This is a genomic window from Paenibacillus sp. FSL L8-0436 (assembly GCF_038593025.1).
Taxonomy (GTDB): domain Bacteria; phylum Bacillota; class Bacilli; order Paenibacillales; family Paenibacillaceae; genus Paenibacillus_AQ.
In genome coordinates, this window is the sequence record NZ_CP151955.1 from 5586266 (window position 1) to 5607438 (window position 21173).

18 protein-coding genes are annotated in these 21173 nt (G+C 46.0%); all 18 read right to left on the minus strand.

Annotation, left to right across the window (positions count from 1 at the left end; translation table 11 throughout):
• Positions 1-30: 30 nt before the first annotated feature.
• Positions 31-909, minus strand: a complete 879-nt coding sequence (locus NSS79_RS25785) for a hypothetical protein (protein ID WP_342436713.1) — start codon at positions 907-909, stop codon at positions 31-33.
• Between the two features lie 34 nt (positions 910-943).
• Complete coding sequence (locus NSS79_RS25790) at positions 944-1819, minus strand: hypothetical protein (protein WP_342436714.1); 876 nt, start codon at positions 1817-1819, stop codon at positions 944-946.
• Positions 1816-3897: an ATPase, T2SS/T4P/T4SS family gene (locus NSS79_RS25795; protein ID WP_342436715.1), complete on the minus strand. Its 2082-nt coding sequence runs from the start codon at positions 3895-3897 to the stop codon at positions 1816-1818. Before NSS79_RS25795 ends, NSS79_RS25790 begins: the two co-directional genes overlap by 4 nt.
• Positions 3898-3913: 16 nt before the next feature.
• On the minus strand, positions 3914-4171 hold the full coding sequence (locus NSS79_RS25800; protein WP_342436716.1) for a hypothetical protein: 258 nt from the start codon (positions 4169-4171) through the stop codon (positions 3914-3916).
• A 3-nt stretch (positions 4172-4174) separates the two neighbouring features.
• Positions 4175-4645: a hypothetical protein gene (locus NSS79_RS25805; RefSeq protein WP_342436717.1), complete on the minus strand. Its 471-nt coding sequence runs from the start codon at positions 4643-4645 to the stop codon at positions 4175-4177.
• Positions 4646-4710: 65 nt separating this feature from the next.
• A complete protein-coding gene (locus NSS79_RS25810) occupies positions 4711-4878 on the minus strand; it encodes a hypothetical protein (protein WP_342436718.1) in 168 nt (55 codons plus the stop codon).
• An 812-nt stretch (positions 4879-5690) separates the two neighbouring features.
• The gene (locus tag NSS79_RS25815) at positions 5691-5861 is read right to left on the minus strand and encodes a hypothetical protein (protein WP_342436719.1); all 171 of its coding nucleotides are present in this window, start codon (positions 5859-5861) and stop codon (positions 5691-5693) included.
• 326 nt (positions 5862-6187) lie between these two features.
• Entirely contained in the window at positions 6188-8356 is a 2169-nt protein-coding gene (locus tag NSS79_RS25820) for an FtsK/SpoIIIE domain-containing protein (RefSeq protein ID WP_342436720.1), read from the minus strand.
• Positions 8353-8613, minus strand: coding sequence for a hypothetical protein (locus NSS79_RS25825; protein WP_342436721.1), 261 nt, complete (start codon positions 8611-8613; stop codon positions 8353-8355). The genes NSS79_RS25820 and NSS79_RS25825 overlap by 4 nt, the downstream gene beginning before the upstream one ends.
• On the minus strand, positions 8614-9720 hold the full coding sequence (locus NSS79_RS25830) for a M23 family metallopeptidase (protein WP_342436722.1): 1107 nt from the start codon (positions 9718-9720) through the stop codon (positions 8614-8616). It lies immediately after the preceding gene.
• A gap of 11 nt (positions 9721-9731) precedes the next feature.
• The gene (locus tag NSS79_RS25835; protein WP_342436723.1) at positions 9732-11585 is read right to left on the minus strand and encodes a DUF87 domain-containing protein; all 1854 of its coding nucleotides are present in this window, start codon (positions 11583-11585) and stop codon (positions 9732-9734) included.
• On the minus strand, positions 11551-13623 hold the full coding sequence (locus NSS79_RS25840; protein WP_342436724.1) for a hypothetical protein: 2073 nt from the start codon (positions 13621-13623) through the stop codon (positions 11551-11553). Before NSS79_RS25840 ends, NSS79_RS25835 begins: the two co-directional genes overlap by 35 nt.
• The gene (locus NSS79_RS25845; protein ID WP_342436725.1) at positions 13616-16048 is read right to left on the minus strand and encodes a hypothetical protein; all 2433 of its coding nucleotides are present in this window, start codon (positions 16046-16048) and stop codon (positions 13616-13618) included. Before NSS79_RS25845 ends, NSS79_RS25840 begins: the two co-directional genes overlap by 8 nt.
• Positions 16045-16377, minus strand: coding sequence for a hypothetical protein (locus NSS79_RS25850; protein WP_342436726.1), 333 nt, complete (start codon positions 16375-16377; stop codon positions 16045-16047). The genes NSS79_RS25845 and NSS79_RS25850 overlap by 4 nt, the downstream gene beginning before the upstream one ends.
• A complete protein-coding gene (locus NSS79_RS25855; RefSeq protein ID WP_342436727.1) occupies positions 16377-16808 on the minus strand; it encodes a hypothetical protein in 432 nt (143 codons plus the stop codon). The genes NSS79_RS25850 and NSS79_RS25855 overlap by 1 nt, the downstream gene beginning before the upstream one ends.
• A gap of 5 nt (positions 16809-16813) precedes the next feature.
• Positions 16814-17551 (minus strand): metal-dependent hydrolase, encoded by a 738-nt coding sequence (locus tag NSS79_RS25860; protein ID WP_342436728.1) that lies wholly within the window; start codon positions 17549-17551, stop codon positions 16814-16816.
• 73 nt (positions 17552-17624) lie between these two features.
• Positions 17625-18608, minus strand: coding sequence for a hypothetical protein (locus NSS79_RS25865; protein WP_342436729.1), 984 nt, complete (start codon positions 18606-18608; stop codon positions 17625-17627).
• A gap of 250 nt (positions 18609-18858) precedes the next feature.
• Positions 18859-21144 (minus strand): AAA family ATPase, encoded by a 2286-nt coding sequence (locus tag NSS79_RS25870; RefSeq protein ID WP_342436730.1) that lies wholly within the window; start codon positions 21142-21144, stop codon positions 18859-18861.
• Positions 21145-21173: the final 29 nt, after the last annotated feature.

Below are 21173 nucleotides of genomic sequence, written 5' to 3' on the forward strand. Positions count from 1 at the left end.
TTCATCCTCTCAAATTAAATGGTTATGGTGTTACAAGGCATTAAAAGCAGCAAACATCTTGATGAGCATTAAAAAAAAGAACACGGCCACATGGGCAATGACGATGCCGTAATACAGATTCATCTTTGCCGGATTGCCCCGGGTGCGCTCTTTCAGGGCTAACTTGCTTAAGCTGCGCAGATCATTTTTGATATGATTGAGGTCATCTTCTGCCTCATGGAAACCCTTCTCTGCGACGATGTTGACGACAGAGATAAAGTCAAATACGACCGGGACATTCACTTCTTCAGCAAACAATTGCAGGGCATCCTTTTGCGACATCGTCCCCATGTTAGCGACCAGGCGCTTGAGTAGCGCCGAAAGAGTTGGACCGCACCGGGTGCTGACCTCTTGAAAAATAACGTTCAGCGGTTTGCCCACTTCAAGTGCCGTAATCATTTTGCTAATTAAAAACGGCAAGTCCGCGATCAGCCGGTCTTGCCGTTTTTGGTAAGCCTGGGGAATCCGCCGTAAGGACATCCAGAAGAATAGTCCGGAAAGAACGGGAGCCACGAGCAGGAAAAAGAAATGCTGAACCATCCCGGCCAGCGCCAGTGCGAACAGGCCGGGCAATAGCGACTGTACGACCACTTTGGCCATATACATTTCATAACTTTCAGCATAAGCCAGCACCTGATACATCTGTCGCCGCTTGCTCAGGGGCCGCTCCCCGTTTCCTTTAGCCATTCGGTCCGCAAAGGATCGCACAATGGCATTTTGCCCGTTTCGTACGCGCTGCGCTTCGGTCTGATTGACCAACGCAGCCAAATGCACCAATTGCTTCTGCCTCTGGAATCCTGGGAGAACTAACCTAAGGATGGGAACAGTGATGCAACCCGCCGCCAGGAAAAATAAAATGGACGTAAGCATATTTCACCACCTTCCTTCTTGCTAACGTCTGTGCTCATAGATCATCCAGATTAAGCCGCAGCAGTTTATCCTTCTTCCATAGCCCGATCACTATGGAAACAATCATACTCGCGAGCAGCAACTTGCCCAGGCTAGTCTGCAGCGTCGTCGCCAGCTTGAACTCCTGGACCAATTGACTCTCCAAGTATCCAAAGAGGAACGGAAACACCAAACTGAATCCGAACACCACAAAAGGCTCGATCCGTTTCTTTTCATTCTCCAGATCAATCTCCTGCAGCAGATTCATATCAGATGACAAATCGGCAATACTTTCCCGAATCCCTTCCACAGACCGCAGGTGAAAGCCATCCTTGTTTCCGGCGATCACCTTTTCACAGAAATCATCAAATTTCTTGAAACGAATCTCCCGCTTCATGTTCTCTAGTGCCGTTGGCACATCCAGACCAATTCGCAGCGCAGCGTATAATTGCTCAAATAATGGGACAGTCACACCGCTCATCATGGATAACGACATTTCCAGCGATTTCTGGAGTGATTTACAGTCCCGAAACTTGGAGGACAGTAGCCGCAAATTACCCGGCAGGTTCATTAAAATCTCCATTCGGCGTTTGAACGTGACTGCTGAAATAATCATCTTAGGCACAATAATCCCCATCGCCCCGCCGACTCCGACAAACCAGATATTTCGTGTGAAGTAAGCAATCGCCACACCAATCAGGACGGCCGCCAACAACACCTGAATCAACCGCTTGCCACTCAGCCGAATTCCAGCTGCTTTCGCCTCTGCTTCTGTCTGTTCAAACCCGAAGGCCAACCGCATCCGTTTCGAACGGTTGACGGGTATAGGTGCCAGCGAAAAAAGTCCGAAGGAAATCAACAGCCCTGCCACTATCCAATAACTCAGCATCATAAAGCAGCTTTCAACTCCTTGACCTCACACCAGCGCCGCAATTCTTCCGGCCCCGGCTCCTGCAGGTAAATCTTCTCCAACAGCGACTCAGACTTGATCCGGCCCACCTTGACTTGATTTTTCAAGTGATGGTCATATTTGAAAATCGGATTCAGGATTGGCTCCTCAGTGCCTCTATACCCAATGAGCTCACAGATTTCTGTCACGACCCGCACCCCACTGCGCAGTTTCTTCTGGAAGAGTATCAGGTCAACCGATCCCGAAATCTGACTGGCCGCTGCCGCTGTATTTCCATTCAGCTGTAACAACCGCGTGGCTGCCTCCCGGGCACTATTCGCATGGATCGTCGTCCAGACGGTGTGTCCTGTATTCATCCCGATCAGACTTTGCTGCGCTGCCGGTTCATCCCGGATCTCTCCGATGCCCATGACAGTAGGCCGCAGCCGCAGACAGGCTTTGATCAACTTGGCGATGCCAAAGCTTTTCTTCTCATCCTCCAGCTCCTTCACAAGCAGGGATGGCAAGTTCGGATAATGCTGATACTGCGTTTTGCTGGCCAGTAGCATTTCCTCGGAATCCTCAATGGAAATGATCCGGGTAATCGGCTCCATATACATGGGTAGACGGATCAGTTGCGTGGTCTTTCCGCTGTTCGTCCCGCCACCAATTACAATGTTGGCTCCTTTGGGTACAATAAATTTCAGGAACTCGGAAATTTCGGCTGAGATGTTCCCGTACTGAATACACTGCGCATCCGTGAACACATCAGGGGGAAACTTTCGGATACTAATCAAAGGCGCATTCGCACTTACACCTTGAAATTCTTTCGTATCCGCCACCACGCAGATCCGGAATCCACGGTAGTTCGCATCCACAATCGGATCGGTACTGGATATGGGTTTCCCAATTGGCATGAGCATCTTGTTGATCACTTCATAGAGATGGGTGATGCTTTGAAACCGGATCTCCGGCAAATGCTTGTCCTGCCCCCCTTGCTCCACGATCACTTGATCCAGTCCATTGATTTCAATCGAACTGATACTTGGATCATCCAAAATCCCCTGTAGCACGCCCAGCTCCGTAATTTCCTTCTGTACCCATTCCACCGCTTCATTTACCGGTATAGACAGGGCATATTCGGTCTGTTCGCGCACCAAATCGGAAATGTAATAGCGTATCTTTTGCCGGGATGGTTCATGGGTCAGAGACTGTACATATTCGTCGAGGTGATCCTCTTGCAGCCGGTAGCGTACATAGTTCTTGAGCGATTCGAGCTTCTTGAAATCTCCTTCTGAGTATTCGGTACCCACAGGCTGTACGGATACGTGGACATCCAGGTATTCAAGGGGTTCAATGATGCCCACCGTCTCCCCCTCCCGGATAACTTCGCTTCCCTCACGTACAGGGAACGCATTCGGCGCAAGCTCCTTCCAGCGCTTGAGCAAATCGCCGAATTTGGAGTAAACAGGCGCTTCCTCAATTTTGAAGTTGGAGTCGGCTGTAAACAGAAATAGCCGTTCCCGCTCTACACTGAACACTTCGATCAATCGTCGATAATGGGTATAGTTGCCGACAAAATCAATCGCATCAGCACTATATAGCACCACGGCATCTGAGGTCCGGAGTGCAAAGTGCGTGGTGGGTTGTATGAGCGAACCCTGCAGTACTAGAATGATCACATCATACGAGTCTTCCAACTGTTGCCGCAGCACAGTAGGTGCTGAAATAAGCGTCTGGTTGGACGAGAGTTTGCGAATAACCGGTGCCTCCGGCTGAGAGCGCGGATTAACGAGCACATAATCTATCCCACTACGCTGCACCATGTAGGATTGCATCGGTTTTAGCGCCTTACGGTCCAGATCCAGTAGAAACTGATCGACGGTACGTTCTTTGCTAAGATCCGCAATTTGTTGATCAAATGTATAGGCCATGCGCGGCAAACCGACACAAGGCAATTCTACTACGACAATCCGTTGCTCCTTCGGATAGGTACGAATCAACTTCAACACGCCCTGAATCGCGTCACCACCGCCGATATTGGCAAAGGCAATGACCTGCGCCTTGGTTTTCATATTCATATGGTTCGCTCCTTTCTTAGTTGCTACGGTGCCTGGTTTCTCCTTTGTGACAGGTCCCACGGTACACCCAACCCTCCAGTGTTTTTTCTAAGGTGTGATAGGTTCCTTTGCCCTCTACATAATCAACAGGGAATTCACCCATTTGGATGAGATTCGCTCTCCACAAAGCCGGAGGCATGACATTCAAGAAGTGCTCCGATATTTCCTCATCCACTACATCCCCGGGTTGAAGGTAATCCTTCAGATCCCCTTTCCAGTTTTCATAGGTTTTCAAACCTTATTCCCTCCTACTGGTACATTTAAAATTTTCCCATGCCGCAACCAATGTGTTCACGGCTTGATCTGGTCCATACCAAAACAGGTGTGGCAGCAATGCCTTAATCTCCTGATCAAACACTTCGATAGGTGCTGGGTCAGAAGCCGCTTGATCAGTTACAGAGGAAGCTGTACCTTTAACCTCTTGCACCGCTTTACGGACAGCTTCTTCCAGTGAGCATTGCTGCAGGCCGAATTTCACTTCCCGCAACATCCCCACATCCAGCCAATCTAGCTGCCTCCGCTTTCCGTCCCGGTTAATGGCGTAACCTTGTTCTTCAAGCAAGACGACCCAGCGCCTCAACGTACTGACCGGAGTATCTAATAATTCTCCTGCTTCTTTAAAACCCACTTCCTGCACAACACTCCCTCCTTGAAATACAAAGACCGCTCCGGAATGTACACGGAAGCGGTCTTTTTTGTTTTCTTGCATGATATAAGATTACCTGAATTTATCTACTCAAACGTACTTAAAAAGTACGGAAAAAGTATGGGTTTTTAATACGAGTTTCCTCCCTTTGCCTGTAACAACCGTTGCTCCAAGCAAGGCAATGTCTTCTTCATTAAGAAGTCAGCCTCATGCGTATCTCCACGTGCGATTGCCTGCTGAATAGCTTGTTTAGTATTCGCAATGGCCTGCTCATGGTCTTCTGCTGAATATCCCATTACACGTCCTCCTTTGAATGGTATATGGTTCCTGTTACAATCCCCGCATTGGGTTCCCTTGTGGACTCTTTCGTGAACAAAACAAAAAAGCCCATAACCACAAGGGTTTTGGCTTTTTATCATGGAACCATTTACGCGAAGAGTTACTGGAAACTGTTAATTATTTGTTGATTACTTCAATTAAAAAAAGTTCTACGCTCTCCTTCTTTCCCCGAAAAGGAACAGATGATGTACTACCCTTGTAAGTCCTTCATTGTTCTTCCAAATTGAAGAGGACCATAGAAATCATAGTAAGCAAGAACAACGACTACGATAACTAGCAAAAACACACTTAGTTTGCGATTGAAACGAAACCTCACTCCCCAGATATGAATAAATAAAAAAACAAGGATACTAGGCAAAATGGTTATTGAATAAAACATGAAAAGCTCAGTGATACTCACATCTTTTGCAGATACTGTAGATGAAAACATTCCCATAAACATACATACGATGTACACCGGAATACATAGTCCATTCACTATCAAATAAAGAAGAGATGTTTTTAACATTTGCCCTCCCCTAATAAATTGGTTAGCTCATGAGCATTGACTAATTCGTTCGAGGCATTTACAAACTCATCACTCCCTAATTAATGAATGTAGTAATAAGAGCATACTACGTTCCCATTTCTCCATTCTCGTATTTCAAAAGGCACTCCTCGCAGATAACACCTGAATCTTCATCACCTTCACACTCACAAATAGAACAAGGCGTTTCTGAAGGGTTACAATCACTCATCCTTCTATTCCTCCTAGATGATAATTTAGCGACTATAGGCTCTCTGGATCAATATTGGTGTATAGGCGTAGATCCTCTACTGAAAGCTCGCCATTCTTGTAAGATTCAATCAGATCATTCAAGCGTTTTTGTGCCAACTTCTTAGGGTCTAATCCTCTCTGATACTCAATTTGCCGTGCATGTTCATAGGCATCCTGCTCCAATTTGTTTACACTCCTTTTACAGCAGCTTCATAGCGTTGCTTCATGTATTCAGTAGCTTGCGATAGCAAGAGAAAAGATCCAATTCGCTTCCTTCCTTTCTTCACTCTGTAATAACTGCCGTCTTTCTATACAGTAAAATCCCCCAATTGCTCCATCAACATTAGCGCTTCCTCCTTCAATTCCACAAATAGAGTTGTGTTTTCTGGTTCCCGTTCTAGTTCCCGATAAATCATCTAGATTAAAAAACAAAAAAAGCCTGCAACCACGGGGGTTTACGGCTTTACATGACGGAACTAGAAACGGGAACCAGAAACGGGAACTAGAAATCAATTGAACTGACCTTGCTCGTCTTCATTTACTAAAAATCGTTGAATCTGATCTTCATCCCATGCAAGCGTATAACCTCCTTTTGTACTTGTCGGGGGAAGTAGAAAATCCAACTTCACCAATTGGCCCATCAGTTGCAGTACCTTCTCCTTGCGCATCCCAAGGGCTTGCTGAATATCGGTGGAACGGGTGGATCTCGTCTCACAAATCATTCGCTGAACTCGCAGCAGCAATTCATCATCGCTCTCCCGGCTATCCAGTAGCCAAGGCTTCAACCCTGTCTCCGGATCATACTCAGGTGCCACTTTCCCTTCTTTGCTGAGTTGATCTACATAAGTAGCCGCTGAGATGTAGTCAATGTTCAGCGCTTGCTGAAGCAACCTGCCGGATACTCCGTTATGATCTCTCGCTAAGCGGATCACCTGGTCATACACACTCTCATTGATGAGCGGTTCCTCCGCTTCCTCAAAATCAGTCCATTCTCCTGTAGGGAATTCACTCAATGGTTTCTGTTCTGCAGATATAGAAGCCGCTCGCTCCGTTTCATCCTCTTCAAATGTCGTAGCAAACACCGAGGAACTTTCATTCACTTCCTCTGAATCGGCCTTATGCATCCGCATTTCATTCCGCCAATAACGCTTGAGTTCCTCAATATACTGGGTGGTTTCATCATCATCCGCGCTGATTGCCGCCGACTGGAATCTCTTTTGCCCTCCACCGTTCAGCATGCAGACCCCATCTCCGCCGCCAAGTAAATGTGGATTACCTGTATCCAGGACAGTTTTGTAATCATAAACACTCCGCAACTGGAATGCCACCCGAGACGGAAGATTTGATTTAATAACACCAGTCACCACATCCACACTGGGACGCTGAGTACCCATAATTAAATGAATTCCCGCAGCTCTACCCATTTGCGTCAAACGTTGCACGGTGTCCTCCACATCTGTTTTAGCAAGTACCATTAAATCAGCATATTCATCTATAACTGTCACAATATAAGGTATTTGTTCTTGTGGATGATTTCGATTATATTGCAACAAATTACGGACACCCGCTTGTGCGAAACGTGTATACCGCTTCTCCATCTCTACCACAATTTTTTTAAGCGCAAGTGACACCCGCATCGGGTCAGTCACAGGTGGAGAGATTAAATGCGGTAAGCCGGTATACATCGTAAGTTCGACCATTTTGGGGTCAATGAGCAAAAATTGCACTTGTTGCGGAGAACGTGTTGTTGCCAGAGAAGTAAGTAATCCATTGATATAAACAGACTTTCCCGATCCGGTGAACCCAGCCACAAGCAAATGAGGCAACTTGGCCAGATCTACCAAAATTGGTTTACCCTCCATATCCTTCCCGAACACCATTGGTAATTGAGCAGTTCTAGAAAATTCCCTGAGTTCATTTGCCAAATCACTCATATACACAAATGCACGTTCTTGATGTGGTATTACAAAAGCTGCTGAACTTGGAAAAGTAGAAGAGGCCACCGCAAACCCCTGGTCTTGCCCGATATGGTTTGCCAGATCATCTCTCTTTTTTACAAGATCACTGAGCTGTAGACGGGCGGGTAAGCGAAATGAAATACTTTGTAGGGTTGGACCAGCATCGATGGACAAAATTTCAGGTGGTTCATCTATTTTGAGTCCCGCCAATTGAATGGAGTTATAGATCAACTCTGATGCCTGCTCTGCAGTCATAATAGATGATGAATGGGGCCGTGGATTACTTGGAAAAAGAGCATAAGGTCCACCTTCTGCCGGTAAAGTAAATGTCGGCTTCGTGAGCTTAAGGTCCTCATGTTTGATCCCCTCCGAAACATCCGGTATTGATCCAATCGTACCACCTGCTGCCAGTGTCGCCTCGGGACCCTTCGTGGTTACTACATTCTTTCTCCACTCTTCTTTCCGCAGAATTTGCTTCACAATGACTAGCCCCGCTAAAATCTTCAGTTTATGCTTCCATATCATCTGCGGGGCCGTTGGCAGAGCAACTAATGCAAACCAAAGTATGAGCGAATATTTCAGTACGGTCCCTGCCAAATCATTCAGTTCCGGGAACAGGTTAAGAAAGCGTACAGTTGCACTCCCCGCTGCGCTGATCAGCGTTATGCGGTTCGCGAATTGCGGAAACGACTCTTTCGGTGAATGTTCCGGAGTGCTCACGTTCCTTCCCCTCCCTTCATCATGGTCCGGATTAAATCTCGCAATTGCTGATTAAAACGTGCGGCATTTTCTTTCACCAGTGGCCACCAAGCATCCGATTCATCGAAAATGAAATGATAAACCTCATTTAAATTGCGAAGCAGCATAACTACTAAAAACACACCCAAAGCTTTGACCAGCCAGGTCGGTAATCCATTGCTGCCTTTCTTGTAAAAGACCCACAGTATGATCGCAATAATGACAACCGTTAAATTCACTTAACCGCCCCCTCTTAATAACAATTTGAAGTATTTGGATACGCCAATCCACCAACCGTTATGTTCTGCATAGTAACCACGAGGGTTATCTTTGGCCGACAGCCATTGAATCGGATCTCGACCGGCAGGAAGATCCTGTGATAACTTGATAATGGTATTGGCCGCAATTTGGGCCGACTCTCCGGTCGTTAGTCGCGCTCCTTTCCCCTTGCACCAGCATCCAAATACGTTCCACGGATTTCGGATAATCTCCGAAGCATGGTTATTGTTTCTGGGCACGAAAGATTGTTCTTGACCAGTAATGGCAATCAGGAGATAGGGGGATACATTTTTAGTCCGTCCCGCGTCATCGATCATCTGCAGCAGGCTGCGATCAGCCAGCGCGGATTTTCGTTTATTTAAAAACTGCAAGACGTAATCTATATTTAAGGGCTGATACCCTAGCTCACTCGGCAAACTTGGCAGTTCTGATCCTGGGGCAAATACATAATTGAGTGGATCAACGGCTGCTCCGTTCAGCTCCACCTGAAAATGTAAATGTGAACCGGTAGATCGCCCAACAATCCCTTGTCCGATTTGTCCAATCAACTGTCCTTTGCTCACCCTGTCACCCACAGAGACATGCATCTGAGCAGATAGATGTCCGTAGGTGGTCACCAGTCCGCTCCCGTGATTTATAATAATCGCTTGACCATAACCACTGGCTGCTCCCGCCAAAGTCACCGTGCCTTCAGCCATCGCATAGACGGGCTGCAGCTCCGTGTTGGCGGCTCCATTCGCAATATCAATGCCCTTATGCATTCGAGTCGTTCCAAACAAATCCCGCAACGCAAAAGGGGAGGATACTCGGCTAATCGTAGGCACTGGCCACACATATGCCGTGCCATCCACATCCAGTTGTACAGGAGCCATCCATGCATACTCCCCTGCTGCTTGTGGCTTATAGCTATCGGCATCCGAAAAAATCATGAACGGCAAAAACACAAACAAAATAATTAATGCCACGAGTCCAAAAAGGATCAACACCAACCCGATTCCCGGGGAGCTCAGTGCCGAGATCAGTGCAATCATTTTCTTGAGATCCTTGGCCTTTTTGACGACTTCCAACAGAATCCCCCCTACCCTGCGGTTTTCAGTCCCCGCGTTTTATACAGAACATGTTCTTCAGGAGGGACATGCATGATCAGTTCATCGTACCTTTTGTGATTTTCCAAAATGTAGCGCTGCGTACCTTCATTTTGTGTAATGAGTTCCTGAATCTCAATTGGCAGATCCGCATGAGAGGAGAGTAAACGTACAGCCGATTGCTCCATATAAAAATACACACGTACACTGGTGTTTTCCCACATGCCCACACCAGCTGCGGTATCCAGCATAATGGCCGGAGAATTGCCTGCCAGAATCATCATGCCATTCTGCTTTCGAATAGCCGTATACCAAGTAAATACATAACTGCGCAACTCCGGATTTTGCAGCTGGCGTTGACCTTCGTCTACCAGCACAGCAGAAAAGTGAGCTCCGGCAATTTTTAGCAGATGGATGTTGGCATTAACCTGTTCAAAGGCCATCGACATCTTGATCTGCGCCTGTTTGGCTGATTCATCCTTTTTAGACTCGTCTTCCTCGCCAGACCCTACCCGGTACACCACAAGGGGAGCTTTCTCATCAAAGCTAGAAGCCTCTTCAATTTGAAAAATATCATCATAAATTCCAATGAAATAGATTTTGATTTTGTCGTACAGACTTTTGGCGTCTGCATTACTGCGAGAGGCTACTTCAATTTCTTGAAACACGGCGTGGATCGTCGGCTTGGGACCCGTGGGAGCATTCCAGGTTTCCGGCTTTTTCTTATCAATTCCTGCAGCTCGGTACACTCTACGTATTGCTTCACCCACTTCAAAGATTTCAGTACGGGTTAAGTTCTCCCCAAGCAGCGAAAAGGTTCGAACACCACTTTTTTCAGCCATCTTGTACCGGGAGCGATTATACTGTACACAGTCCTTATCGATCTCAGTGATCGCAGGCATGATCGTGAGTGGTTCAAAATAGCGTCCCTCCTCAGTCGTATGGTCAATATAGACGCCTCCTACATACTCACAAAGCTCACGCCACTCGCCGTCCAGGTCAAATACAAAAACATGCACGCCTTCTTCTAACAATGACACCACAAGCGCCTTGAGAAAGTAACTTTTCCCTTCTCCAGTCTTACCAAACACAGTGACGTTCTGCGCCCGCGGATCTTCCGGATCACATAGATTGACAAAACAAAAGCCGCCGTCCTCAGTCCGGCGACCAAAATAAAGTCCATCTGCATCCGAAAACGAGCCTCGGGTCATCGGGTACGTGCGTGCTGCAACAGAGTCTGTCGTGACACGCCCATAATGCGTTTTGTTAAAAAACTCACTATGATTCACGTAAGGATCTGAGGCAGGTGCGGTTTGCCGCATCGCTTCTCGCTGCTCGCGCTTCAATTCATTCAGCTTTCCTGACATGTTATCAAACCAAAGCTTCAGTCCCGCCTCAGCCGCTTCAATTTGATGCAGTTTAGGCGCGGATAGCGTCAGGAAGGTTTGAACTTCCACCAGCTTATGGTCATTTGACAGCGTCGAATCTCTTAAGGCGAGAATGGTTTCCTTCGCCGCGATCTCTGCATTACGGGCTGGATCAGTTTCGCTCTGATCGTTGATGCTGGCCGTCAGCCGGTTCAACTTATATTTCATTCGGGTGTTAAACTTGATGTCGCTTTGCGCATAACGTATCGTCTTGCGCAAGGTGGCTCCGGCATGGGTAACGACCCCATCCAATTGATCGAGATACCCGGCAATTATCTCCGGGGGATACTCCTGCACCATAAGCACCCGAACAAAATGTCCCGTTTTTCTGTCTTTGCCATCCAGTGTATTGACTACGATATGCCGTGGATGTTTCATCCACCGCTTAACTAACCGATTCGTGTGCTTTAACAGGCTCATCAGCATCCTCCTCTCCATGCAACTGGGCAATCAGCGGTGTACGCAGCAGCGGATCAAGAGCCAGAGGCCTTCCCTGGAACAAGCAATACCCTGCCGCAGGAAAATAGGGATAGACCGCTGCGAAAGACTGTTTATATTGCTCCCTCAGGAGTGCGGCCATTCTGGAAGCCATCTCTGGGGTACTCTGGTTTAGCCAGAACTCTCCTGCCCAGCGGGGGGCAGCGTCCGTAAACCGGAGCCAATGATGATAATCACAGTCCATGATAGCAATGGAACGATGTCGCTGCATGAGCGCCTCCCGTTCGGGGTAGTTCCACGGGATCTCGGCAATGACCAGTCCATCTTCTGCTGATCGGCGCTGAAGCAGCTGCTCCACCTGCTGCAAAGATGGATAACACGAAGGTGTAAACAACAGCCAGTCCGTTTCTTTGCCGGACCATGTGTCCCAATTCTCTAGCTTCAAAGGATGTTGCAATGGATTCAGCACCGTCTTCGTCCCCTGGTCCAGCGATATATCCATAATGCTCACCGTGGTTCCAGACAGACTTGCAGCCACCCCAAGATTCGCAGCCAGAAAAGACTTGCCGCTAGGTACTGGCGAGGTTAGAAGAACGATCCCTTTTAACCCCTTTGGGCTTTGTTGTCCTGTCTTTGCCTGTGTCTGCTCCTGATACTCTGCAATGGAAACGGGAGGATGAGGAAACTCCAACCCATCTTCTCCAGTTCTGTTCTCATGCGTAAGCTCCACTACCTCTTCTGGCACTATATCTTTTCGGGTTCTTAACTTCTGCCACCCCAAACGGCATTTCAACGCCCACGAACTAAAACGAGGACGGATATATTGCCTCCACTTCGCTAGGAGAATGGGGATGACTTTTTTACAGCTACGCCATCCATTTCCGATGAACCCTTTGCTTAGCTTCAACTTATTAAATCGCCCTGCACCCGCAGCGGTTTCCTCAATGATCCATGGCCCCACGATGGACTCATCCTCGATCTCCAGGTCTTCTGTATTCTCTGCTTCATCCCCTCCGGATTCATCCTCTTGGATGACTTTCAGAAGAAGGGGGCTAAAGATCGATTGAGCCTCTTCTTCCTCATTCTGTTCTTCCGGCTCTGTCACCTCTTCGGGTTCTTCCGCCCATGTTCCTTCAGCCATTTTCCATGCCTCCCACGATGTTCGGTCCCACCAGCGTCCCAGGATCTCCGGTAGGGAAAAACCGGATAAGAGCGCTGTGGTGTGCCCTCCATGAGCCGTGAGCGTGTTCAATACACGATCTTTTTTCTCCTGGAGTTCGCATAGTAATCGGAAACGCTTCATCTCCTCCGTATTCAGGTTTTCAGGTTCATCTTCCCTTTCCCTGATATTGATTTTGGATTCGGATGTCGTGAGCGTCAGCGTATATTCACTGCGCAGCGCCTCCCCCTTCTGGGCCAGCCGTTCCCACATCTCCAGCCGATTCAGCTTCATCTGCTGGATGCCTTCACTTGCAGCAAGGCGACTACGTTTCTCGTTCCAGAGTTCATGGCGCACGTCCGGAATTTGTTCTGCTGAAATTTGGGCACTAAAGCCTTCCTGCACGATGGCACGCAGAAATTGCTCAAATCCCCCAATCCGTGATCGTTTTTGCGCAAATACAGCCGTTCTCCAAGGAGCTGCCGTTAAGGAGGATACGACCTGCAAGGTCTTCCCGCTGCGATAGAGCCAGCCATCTTCCTCCACGCCCAAAAAAGACCCAATGTCTTCCCCTGTACCGTCTTTCTTTTGTTGTTGATCATGAATATAACGCTTTATGCGATAGGGCCACTTGAGCATATGCCCAAAGGTGCTAAGCATAAAAATCGCCACAATCCATGCCATCTTGAACACGACTGGCAACGGAAGCAGAAAGGGGAATCCCCCGATTGCAAGTGTCGTCCCTACAATCCAGACGATATCTCCCAGGGACAGTCCCAAAAATTGTACATCCTCACGGATATCGCCCATAAAGCTTGCCCGCAGGAGCTCATCTTCCCGGTCCTGATTCTCCTTATCCATTTCCATTCACCTGCCCTTTGTCTTTTGGTGTGCTCGCCGCTCGAGCTTTCGCCACTGTTTTAGTCGCCTGACTTTGCTTGTCTCGCTGCGTCTCATGTCGATGCAGCATTTCCTTCTGCAGTCTTTCAAAGCCCCCCATATCGAGTCCATGCAGTGGTGGCTGTCCATAGTTGACCGGTACCCGATCCTTAATGACATAGACCGCGCCGTCTTTCGCACGCCAGTATGGTGTGCGGTCTTTGCGATAGGTGTCATAAGCCTTCTGGAATTCGTTTAAATGTTCCTCGGGGACATAGACGTGAGACTCATCGTTAGCAAGTTCCAACACTTTGGCCAGCGCTTCCGATGTACTGGAACGTTCCCACTCCTCCAGCATGCTGGCAGCAAACTGAGAATAGCGCGGGAAGTTATACCGGATCTTCCGGGTGGTTTGGGCCATCATCCCCTCCAGCACTTCTGTGGCTTCTTCTAAATCATCATCCGGTAGCCACAGCGCTCCCTGCTCCAGCAGCAAATCTTTGACCCATGGGTATTCATCCGCACGGTCCTTTAGCGCATGGTACGCAGCAGCGGCTTGTGCCTCAGGCAGGTTCGCTCGCGTATATAGCGGCAGAGCCTCTTTAATTTGTTCCACTGCTTGCTTGGCCTCGGCAGAATCTTTCAGCTGTGTAATCTTCGGCGCATGGTTTAGATCCACAAATGCCCCATCCTTGTACATGCCCTCACGTACAGCTGATACATCAAAACCATCCTTCTCCAGCTGCGGCAGCATATCGAGTGTTTCTCCGGCCAGAATCAGCTCTCCGGTACTCTCGTCCCATGTAACATCTTCTTTGTATTCTTTCTTGAGTGAACTTAGCTTCTGGGTCAGTTTTTTGCGCTGAGCAACAGGTGCCTGCATGAGGGACACACTTCGAAATCCTTCCTCTCCCAGAACCGTGGAAATATTCAGCGCCGAGGATTTAATTTCAGACTCCCCAAAGGCCAATTCGTGCTCCACATCGACATGGACCTGCCCGCCCTCTTCAAGCCACTGCTCCGGCTCTTGATAGGCAATCCCTTGAACCGATTCAGACATACCCCCGCTAAGTGTGGACGCCAGTTTATCTTTGCCCACACTGCGCTGCGTACGCATGCGTTCTGCCGCACTCTGCATCCGTTTACTGGCCTCTTTCATACTGAGCGCCTTCTTCTGCACGCCTTCCGAACCCATCCGTTTTCCCATGGAATCCAAAGTAGTCGAGGTCTTCTCTCCCCATTTCCCCATCGATTCCACCACGTTGGCTCCATTCAGGGTCATTGGATTTTGAGCCGCTCTCATCAGCGGTTTGATCCAGAAAAAGAAGAAGAACACAATCAAAACGACAGCACTGAGGATGGCGAAGATGATCGGAGGTATGCCAATCGCCGCACAAAATCCAGTCCCCTCACCATAATCCGTTTGCATTTTCACAAAAATGGCCCAATGCAGACCGCAGATCAAGCCTACGATTAAAGTCCGCACATACAAATTGGCAAACCCGAGCATTGTCTCAAACTTTCCCGTATAGGCAGACTGGGTAATCCAGAGATTGACCAGAATGGCCATAAACATCAGAACCAACGTTTTTACCACCGCTACCACATACAAAGGCAGCACCACCAGTATCAAATAACCAAGCAGATTAAAAATCCCCCCACTCGTGGACACCGTCAGTTCTCCCAGTGTCTGCGCTGCGTAAGAGGCCTCCGTAATCCCAGCTGCGCCGACAATCATAGCTTTTAGAATTTGTTGACCATCCAAACCCTCATACGTGATGCCACTCGTGCCGATAATGCCTTCGAACATCTTGCTGGCCATCCAGTTAATCCCCACATTGGCGATATTCAGGACCGTGAGCGAAAGGTAGGTAGCGACAAAGCAAAGAAGAAAGACCTTGAGCAAACTGCCCAGGTCTTTTTTGCCTCGAATAATTTTGAACGCCAACCACGAAATCCCGATAAATAGCGACACAAGGCCGACAATCATAAAGATGGACCAGCCCGACTGTACCAGATCGATTTCAGCAATCTGCGGAGTAAACAAGTAGCTCTTAGCAAAGGCATCATAGAGCGGTGACATGAGCTCGTCCACCAATAGAACAACTAAACCTTCAATGGCATCTTTGATCAGCTTGCCGGACATGAGGTCTTTGAACGATTGAATCATATCATCGACTTTATGAATCATGTCATCTACCCAATCGGGAATATACCAGCTCGTCTCCCGCTCTACAGGCGGGGAGGCTGTAGGTGTAGGCCCTGCGGGAGCCAGTGTCACCATGTTACCTCCAGATGAGGCGGCGACCTGACTGGATGCAGCCTGAACCTTTATATCTGGCACACTGACACTCAACCCCACAAACATTAAGAGTATGACGACCAGCATATAAATACGCCTTCTCAATTTCCCCACCCCCATAAGGCCATGTAATCATAAAACTGTGAAAGCAAGGTGAAAACCGATCCGGTCATAATCAAAATTATGATCAAGAGCGCCACACCCATGTTCCGCCAAAAGCGAATATCTTTTATACTTTTAGCGCCCCGGCTTGCGGATAACAGAAAGCCAAAGAAACGGATCAGCCAATAGGCGAGAGCGAGAACACAAAGAATCGTCCCTGCAGCTCCGGCCAAGACCAAAAACCAGTTCATACCGTCCACCACATCCGGATCTACTTTATACATTTTTTTCATTTTCGAGATATAATCGTTGTCAGTCATCAGCCGGGCCATTATGACAACTTGTGGTTATGATCCATAGACTGGATGAACGTAGTCTTCCCCCCGAGATCCTGCGTGGAGGTCCAGTTATAAATGTTTTCCAAAAAGCTAAAGAATGCGCCGCTGATGAAAAGGAACACAATAAATACAATCAGACCGGCCTCAATCCAAAACCACTTATCTTTGATGGTCCCTTTACCCGTACTGATCTTGACCAGCTTGATAATGACTCGGACCACCACAAAAATCAGTGTTGCAATGGTGATTAAAGAGATAAACAACCCAATCGGTGTAAACACAAAGTCCAGTCCGTCTAGTACCTTCCAGTTAAACTTCATTTTCTCCTTGATCTTGGTGATCGGATTATCATCATCGGCGTAGGCCATGATGGGCAAAAGGAACACACTAAAGAACATCATCAAAACAGTTATTGTTTTTTTCATTACATTCATCCCTTCACATGAAATAGATTGATCCACAGCACCACACTCGCAGCCCAGCAGATCCTGGCCACCCAGCGCTCAGTGGCACCGCCGTTACGAATGACATTTAGCGCAACTTTCAGCCTGGGTAGCAGTGCAGAGTGAATTCCTTCTGCTGTCACCGAATCAGCGAGTAGATGTGACCACCAACCGGCTATAACACCCAGCCCCATCGCGTACACCAGCGGTGTCTGTGATTCGGTAAAAGTAATCACCCCTGCACTAAGCAGAACGGCGAATTCTGGACTGTGAATCAGTCCCCGGTGCTTCACAAAGGGCATGATCAATAACGCCAGCCCCGCTAATAGCAACAGCCAGTGTTCATCATAATGTAGATATGCTCCAACCATCAGCAGTCCAGCTCCACTTAGAATCAATGTCCGGAGTCTAGCCGCCACAGCAAGGCATAAGCCAGTTCCGATCCACAATAGTGGAAAACCCTGGTGTAAGAAAAATAAAACAGCGCCAACTCCTACCGCCATTCCTGATGCCCACCGCAGCTTCTTTCTGGTTTTGGCTGAAAACTGCATGGTATTGCTAACTGTACTGGTCTTGTGGTCTAAATCGGGCAGCAAACCCGCCACACCTGCAGCTAAGACTAAGAGTAGGTCAGGCATGATCCTCAGATCGGTGAGGTGTGCAGCGATAGCCGATCCGGTTAACACAGCCACGGCCACATGTCCCTTTTTATTCATTTTTTTCATCACCTCCTTCCATGAAACGACAAATAACCGCTTCAGGTGCTGAAGCAGTGCGGCCTTCCTTATGATTTGTTACTCAGAAGAAACGGGCGAGTCCTCTCTTTTTAGGCTTATCCAGGATCGGAGAGAGTAATCCTTCCAGTAATTCATCCGTGTTAGGGTCTGATTTAAACGGGTCTGGGTGATATGGAATGGCAAAGACCGGTCTGCCGCTTAAGCATCCGGCTATGATTTCCTGATTCTCTTCACTCGCCAGTGGCAGAGCAATTCTCCAGTAATCTTGAGGTACTCGCTGATGCTCCCGGCAAAAGGAGATTAGTTCCTTTGTCCGCCACTCACTGCCTGAGCCGACAAGCACCGGCAACCGGGACTGTACGAATAACTCCGCTTGTGAGCTGGTGTGCAAACTCCCTAAATCCAGAACCGTAAACCGATATTCATTCATCAGTGAATGTACCCAATGCTCCGATAACTCTCCCTTGAACAGGGACAACGAGTTGACTTCATAACGGGGGCTACTCGAAAATTCCCCTTGCCTGATATACTCCAAAAAAGAAAAGCAAGGATGGCTTCCACCTTCCCAAACGGCCACTTTCGTTTTGGAGACCCGTGCTAGGTACTCCGCAATGAGCAAGGCAGTATGGGTGCTTCCAGCGCCTTCAAAGACACTCCCTACCGCAATCACCGTTCGTTCCCCAGCTCTATTCATTTCACTGTGTTCATGAATCGGCGTCCCGGAAGCGTTGACCTTCTGCTCATCCATGGAATCCCGGAGCCGCGCTGGCCATTCCCGGTTAGACCACACATCTGCCGCTCCGAGTGCAGTCCAGCTCCGAACCGCTGTCAGTGACAACGGATAAGCCTCACTAATCACCACCATCTTCACAGCTAAATTCAGGGCGAACGGTAGGAATTCCTGGGCCAAATCTTCATATACCAGGATTATTTTGGGCTTAATAATAGATGATACTTCTTGTGCTTCCTCGCACGTTCCGCACTCATGAAATCTGAAACGCGGATCACTAAGTTCAGGTTTGATACCTAAAAGTACAATATGCAATGATGCCCTACCTCCCTATTTAATTTTCTTACAATATGATCATATCCTGATTAAGCACGCCTAACGTTTGAATAATGTTCTAAAAAAGTATGTATTATAAACTTCACTAAAAAAATAGAATCTATATTACATAAAGTCTTGTTTAAATTAGTTGAAATATAAAGAGAAGTTGATTGAGTATGGGCTTAAAATTCAAAAAGCAGGTCAATCTTATGATTGACCTGCTTTTTGAGAAGAATATTTTTGACTTTTAGTTTTCTGTTTCGCTACTTACAGCAACTTCTCTCATGCTTAAATTAGCTCCTTGTAAGCTTGTTTCCAAATTATAGTTTTGTGTTTGGTTTTCTAAAGGTTCTCCACTACCCTTCATCATCATATTGTAGTGAGCAGCATGACCATTTCTTATGAAAATTTCTCTAAATACTATTAAATATTTTTGTGTTAAATCTATGCTGTCTCCTACATACAAATCTTCACTTATAAAGTGAGACCCATCATTTATCCATGATATTAATGAACGACAAATCATTTTCTCTTCATGCTCATCAAATTTGTCTTCAAGAATATCTAGACTTATATCACCGAAAAATTTAAAATAATTCTCCAAAATCCTTCTCATACTGTTCTGTATAGATACAAAACTGAGGCTCGTAGAATCTCTTATTTCTGACCATAATAATTCGTAAGAGGTCATAATTGGATTACTAGGAAATTTTTTTATCGTAGATATATTATTTTCTTTTCTCACTATCCAGTAAGTACCTTCACCAAAGCTCTTTATCCCTTTACTAAAAGTAGCTTCTTTATGGAAATATATATTGTGGGTTAGAACGAATAACTGTTTGATATCAGATCTTCCAGCATGAATGTCAAACATAATTTCTCGGACTAAGCTGCTCACCATGAAGAGTACACTACTATCCAAACTAGATATCGGGTCATCTATTACCACAACTTTATCTGTTGTAATTTTACTTATATCGTTACTACCTTTCAATAGTTGGTAAAAATAAAGAAAAGTAATAAACGTTTTCTCCCCTTCACTTAATGTGTCCTTTGCATCCTCCCCACCTTCACGGATAATTTTATAATTCCCCTCTTCAGATGCTGATGCTAATTTAAAGTTTTTAAACCCAAAAGAACTTAGATATCTATTAATTTCAACTACTGAATACTCAACGCTCGTTATCTGGTGTTGTTTTTGAAGTAGCTCTGTTTCATATTTATTTTCATATTCAGTTTTTTTCAGTATACCCAGCTCAATATCTCTCAATAATTTATCTAATGTTTCCTTCTTTTGCCTAAAATCTTTTAATCTATCGCTTATTTGTTCCACAATATAGCGCCACATATCTCTTGTTAGACCTTCGCGTTCAGACTTTATATTTTCCATCCGTTTGTTATGCTGTTCAATATTACGAATTGAATCAAATAATGAATAGTTAATTGATTCGACTAATTCTGATATTTTGACAAGCTGAATACCCCTACTTGGTTCTTTTATCTTCTGCTCTATAAGTAATTTATTTTCTTCATTTTTTGATAAAATTAGATTAACAATATTATGTATTTTCTCTATATCAATATAAGGATTGTTATTCTGTTCACTGCACAATCTCATAATTCGAGAGATTGTTTCATTCGTATAACTGATAAAGTTCGTGGAGATATTTTCTAGTTTTTCTACATTATCTTTATAAGAATCATCAAAATATGAAGTTATCCTTTCCGAAAAGTAATCCGGTAGTTTTTGCTGACAAAATGGACAAACCCCTTCGGAATCTGTTGTTATTGAAACTCCCTGTTTCACCCAGTCGCTTATTTCTAACTTTGTAATAAGATTTGCTACATCAACATCTTCTTTACCGATAATTTTAGTAGTAAAAATCGGATCATTTTCATAGTTGTTATTATAATTAATAATGAATGGTATTTCGACCAATTCTACTTTACGATTAAATAAACCTTCCTTCAGAGATTTAATTTCATCTAATGATTTTAAACTTGCCTTCATATGTTTAGATTCTTCTTCTAAACATTTTTGCATAAACTTATCTCTAGAATTCCTATAACCCTCAATCAATTCTTTAAAATCGGAATCCAAACTTTTTTTTATTCTCCAACATACTTGCTTAAAATCCTCAATAACAAGCTCTCTCTCTGTATTTTTTTCTTCAAAGATTAATTTTTTCTTTCTTATGTCTTCTTTATGCTTTAATATTGTTTCTTTTAGTACTGAAATTTCAGTTTGTAATTCCACGGATTCCTTCCCTAAAGTAAAAATACCTTTAATCGAGTCACTCAGAAAGTTTTCACTTACAAAATTACGATTATAAACACAAATAGACTTTTGATTTCCGTTCAACCACTCAATGGAACAACTTGGGGAATCCACTGGATTTCGTAAAAATTCAGATAGCGTTGTCTTACCAGATCCATTATTCCCAAAAATGAAGTTAATCTTTTTCAAACCTTCTAATGTAACTCCTGTCGTATCATAAGTAGCTATTTCCTTTAGCTTAATTGTTTCAATCAATATAGCTCACTCCCCCCTCTTTGGATAAT